Source organism: Catellatospora sp. NPDC049609 (assembly GCF_040675365.1).
Taxonomy (GTDB): Bacteria; Actinomycetota; Actinomycetes; order Mycobacteriales; family Micromonosporaceae; genus Catellatospora.
Map to the genome: position 1 here is coordinate 1 of NZ_JBFAOU010000329.1, position 4,398 is coordinate 4,398.

4 protein-coding genes are annotated in these 4,398 nt (G+C 73.1%); 2 read left to right on the forward strand and 2 right to left on the reverse strand.

Annotated features, from left to right (window positions below; translation table 11 throughout):
• Window positions 1–114 precede the first annotated feature (114 nt).
• The gene (locus AB0J67_RS39410) at window positions 115–672 is read right to left on the reverse strand and encodes a DUF4352 domain-containing protein (protein WP_363490652.1); all 558 of its coding nucleotides are present in this window, start codon (window positions 670–672) and stop codon (window positions 115–117) included.
• A 157-nt stretch (window positions 673–829) separates the two neighbouring features.
• Here AB0J67_RS39410 and AB0J67_RS39415 point away from each other — a divergent pair, with 157 nt between their 5' ends.
• On the forward strand, window positions 830–2,062 hold the full coding sequence (locus AB0J67_RS39415; RefSeq protein WP_363490654.1) for an MFS transporter: 1,233 nt from the start codon (window positions 830–832) through the stop codon (window positions 2,060–2,062).
• A 126-nt stretch (window positions 2,063–2,188) separates the two neighbouring features.
• Window positions 2,189–2,779, forward strand: a complete 591-nt coding sequence (locus tag AB0J67_RS39420) for a pentapeptide repeat-containing protein (RefSeq protein WP_363490656.1) — start codon at window positions 2,189–2,191, stop codon at window positions 2,777–2,779.
• A 236-nt stretch (window positions 2,780–3,015) separates the two neighbouring features.
• Here AB0J67_RS39420 and AB0J67_RS39425 read toward each other — a convergent pair.
• Window positions 3,016–4,398: family 43 glycosylhydrolase (locus tag AB0J67_RS39425; protein WP_363490658.1), on the reverse strand; the 1,383-nt coding region annotated here is incomplete at its 5' end.

Here is a 4,398-nt window from a genome sequence, read left to right on the forward strand (position 1 = left end):
GCGCAGCGGGATGTAGTCGGCGATCAGCGCCATCGAGGTGACCAGGATGCCGCCGGCGCGGCATACGCACCACCCGCCCGGTGCGTATATGGGTGCAGAGCAAAGCCGCCCGCGTCAGGTCGTCCAGTAGCCGCGGACGTCGTTGGCGATGTCGGGACGCAGCTGCACGCGCACGCCGTCCGCGGCGTCCTCCGGCACGTCGAAGACGACCACGCCACCCGCCTTCTCGCCGCTGTTGAGGGTGACCGACTGCATGCCGGCGTCGAAGCCGAACGGCAGCACCGGCTCGAACAGCGTGCCGTCGTCGGCGACCAGCGCGAAGTCGCAGAAGCAGGCATACGTCTTGCCCGCCGTCACCTTCACCTCCACGGTGATCGCGACGAACACGCCCTTCTTCGGCCGCACCAGCGCACTGTCCGGGGCGACCCGGTGCCGCTTGAGCCTGCTCACGGTGTATGAGACGCGGTTGTCGCCGAGGCCGCCACTGGTCTCGATGCTCTGCCCGAGCCGCGCCGTCGGCGCCGACCCGGCGGACGCGGCCGGTTCCGACGCGGCCGGGGTGCCGGTGACGCTCGACTCCTGCGGCTTGACCCCGCAGGCCAGCCCGACGACCGCACCGAGCACCAGCACGGCGGTCAGCGCGCGCCTGCGGGCCTGTCCGGGGTACGACACGCCCGCATCCTAACCACGCCACCGCCCCGGTCAACCCGGCCGGCGACGGCGCGGGCGGCGCGGAATCCGGTTGCCGCCGCCGCCGGGGCGCTTCTAGCCTGGGCTGTCACCTGGGAGAACGCGGCCTGCCACCCGCGATACGAGGAGTGTGTTCGCGATGAGGTCGCCGATCCCGGCCGTGCTGCGCGAGGAACCGCAGTTCGCCCGATACTTCGCCGGGCAGGCGCTGTCGATGGTGGGTGACCGGATCACGTTCGTCGCCGTGCCGTTCGCGGTGCTGTCCATCCCCGGCGCGGGCGCCGCGGAGGTCGGCCTCGTGGGCGCGGCGACGCTGGTGCCGTTCCTGGTGTTCGCGCTCGCGGGCGGGGTGTGGGCCGACCGGCTGCCCCGCCAGCGGGTGATGCTCGTGTCGGACCTGGTGCGCTTCGTGACCCAGGCGCTGGTGGCCGGGCTGCTGCTCGGCGGCGTCGCGCAGGTGTGGCACCTGGTCGTGCTGATGGCGGTGTTCGGCACCGCCGACGCGTTCTTCGCGCCCGCCGCGACCGGCCTGATGCCCCTGATCGTGAGCCCGCAACGGCTCCAGGAGGCCAACGGCCTGCGCGGCCTGGTCATGTCGACCGGCCTGGTCGCCGGTCCGGCGCTGGCCGGTGCCCTGATCTTCCTGGTGGGCGCGGGCGGCGCGATCGCGCTCGACGCGCTGAGCTTCGCCGTCAGCGCCGTGTTCCTGGCCCGGCTCCACCCGCGCGCGGCCGACACGGCGGCGCCGGAGGGCGGCTTCCTCGCGCAGCTGCGCGAGGGGTTCACCGAGGTGGTGTCGCGCAGCTGGGTGTGGTCGACGCTGGTCGCGCTGTCGATCTACCACGTGATCGTGCTGCCGTCGGTGTACGTGCTCGGACCCGTGCTGGCCGAGGAGGAGTTCGGCGGCGCGACGAGCTGGTCGATCGTGGTCGCCGCGTTCGGCGTCGGCTCGATCGTCGGCGACGTGCTCGCCATGCGCGTACGCATGAAGCGCCCCCTGGTCGTGGCCGCCGCGGCCCTGTCCGTCGCCTCCTGCCAGGCCCTGATCATCGGGATCGGCCCGACCATCCCCGTGATCGCGGCCCTGGAGGCGGTCACCGGCGTCGCCGTCTCGCTCGCGTTCACCCTCTGGGAGACCTCACTGCAGGCCCACGTCCCGCAGGCGTCGCTGTCCCGCGTCAGCTCTTACGACTACCTGCTCACCGCGGGCCTCATGCCGCTCGGCCTCGCCATCGCCGGCCCCGTCTCCCAGGCCCTCGGCCTGCGTCCCACCCTCTACGCGATGACCCTCCTGGCCGTCCCCGCCGCCCTCGCCCTCCTGGCCATCCCCGCCATCCGCCACCTCCCCGCCCCCACCCCCACCACCCCCTGACCCGCACCCCCCGCCGCGCCGATCTTGCACGTACTGTGGGGACGACACGCCCTCATCGGACAAAAGGGCAACAGTTCGCGCAAGATCGCCGTCGGGGGCAGCCGGTAGGGTGGCGGGGTGGCGGACATGGAGACCATCGAGGGCGAGAGCTACTCCGGCGACGACTGGTACGGCGACGAGCTGGGGGAGCGGCACTACCTCCGGTGCACCTTCCACGACGTCGACATGACCGAGCTGGTCAGCCGGGGCACGGTGTTCGAGGAGTGCGTCTTCGGCAACGTGCGGTTCAACGCCTCCCGGCACAGCGACAGCGCCTTCCTGCGCTGCTCCTTCCTGCGCTGCAACCTGTTCGAGGCCGAGTTCGCCGGCTGCAAGCTGACCGGCAGCAGCTTCGAGCAGAGCACGCTGCGCCCGCTGCGGGTGACCGGCGGCGACTGGTCGTTCGTCAACCTGGCCGAGGCCGACCTGCGCGGCGTCACCTTCCAGGGCGTACGCATGCGCGAGGCCGACCTCAGCTCGGCGCAGCTCGACGGTGCGACGATCACCGGCGTCGACCTGTCCGGCACGCACCTGACCAAGGCCAAACTCAACCGGTGCGACCTGCGCGGCAGCGACCTGACCACGCTGCACCCGGCCGAGGTCGAGCTGCGCGACGCGGTGATCGACGCCATGCAGGCCGTCGTCATCGCCCAGGCCCTCGGCCTGCGCATCGGCTGACCCCGGCCCGCCTTCCCCCTGCGCGTCGGCCGACTCCGGCCCTCGGCCGACGGCTGACCCCGGCCCGCGTCCCGAGTCAAGATCGCTGGCTCGGGTCGGAAACTGCAGTCTGACCACACTTTCCGACCCGAAACAGCGATCTTGGTGAGCCGCCGCGGCGCTCAGCTCAGCGGGGCGGCGAAGCGCTCGGCTCGGCTGCGCGGCGGGGCCGTCGGCTCGGCGGGCCGGCGGGCGCCTCAGCCTTCGCGGTAGACGGCGAGGTCGAAGTCGGCGTACGCGCCGTCGGCGCCCAGGTCCTGCACCCACAGGCCGAGGAAGGCGCCGGTGAAGCCCCAGGCCGCGGGCTCGCCGTCGACCACCCGGGCGGCGTGCTCGTCGGACAGGATCGTCGCGTCGAAGACCGCCGGCAGCTCGAGCCACCCGTCGCCTAGGTCGTACGCGAACCGCAGCGCCGGCCCGTCGCACTCGACCCGCAGCCCGACCCGGTCCACGCCGGTGGCGTCGACGGTCAGCTCCGGGTGCGCCACCCGCTTGCCGCTGTCCGAGCTGAGCACCTCCAGCGTCCGGCGGCCGTCGTCGGCCCGGGTCAGGTAGGCGTAGTACCAGTTCGCGGTGTTGTAGTAGGCGGTGATCCCGGCCAGCTGCCGGTGGTTCGCCGGGTCGAACTCGACGACCGTGGCGAGGGTGCAGCGGGTCGCGCCGACCCGGCGCGCGACCAGGCTCGGGGTCTGCTTGCCGACCGGTGACTGCCCGCCGTGCACGCGCAGGTGCGACGGGCGCGAGCGCAGGTCCACCCAGTCGGGGGTGGCGGGCCGGCGCAGCGTGGACCACGCCGGCCCGAGCTCGGGGGAGTCGAAGTGGTCGGTGGCGGGTTCGGCGGGCCACGGGTGGGCGGGCAGCTCGGGTGCGGGGAACTCGTCGGCGGGGATGCCGCCGGCGATGCTCGGCCAGCCGCCGGGCGGCCACTCGACCTGCTGGATCGCGGTCTCGCGGCCGAGCACGCAGTTGCCCAGCGGCGTGTAGGGGCGGGCGGCCAGGTGCGCCAGGTACCACTGCCCGTCCTGCGTGCGCACCAGGCTGCCGTGCCCGGCCTTCTGCAGCGTGAGGTCCGGCCGCCCGACCGAGGTGAGCAGCGGCCCCGCCGGGTCCACCTCGTACGGCCCGAACAGCTCGCGGGAGCGGGCGACGGTGACCTGGTGCTCCCAGCTGGTGCCGCCCTCTGCGGTGACCAGCCAGTACCAGCCGTCGTGGCGGTAGAGATGCGGTCCCTCGGTCAGCCCGGCCGCGGTGCCGGTGAAGATGATCCGCGGCTCGCCCACCAGGCGGCGCTGCGCGCGGTCGTACTGCTGGATCTCGATGCCGCCGAACCGGTTGCGGCCGGGCCGCCAGTCGGCGCTCATGTTGAGCAGCCAGGTCGTGCCGTCGTCGTCGTGGAACAGGGCGGCGTCGAAGCCGTGGGAGTGCAGGCGGACGGGGTCGGACCAGGGGCCGGTGATGTCGGGTGCGGTGGTGAGGAAGTTCTGGGGGTCCCAGTAGCCGCTGGCGAAGCTGGCGACGTCGCTGTAGACGAGGTGGAACAGGCCGTCGTGCCAGGTGAGGTCGGGTGCCCAGACGCCGTT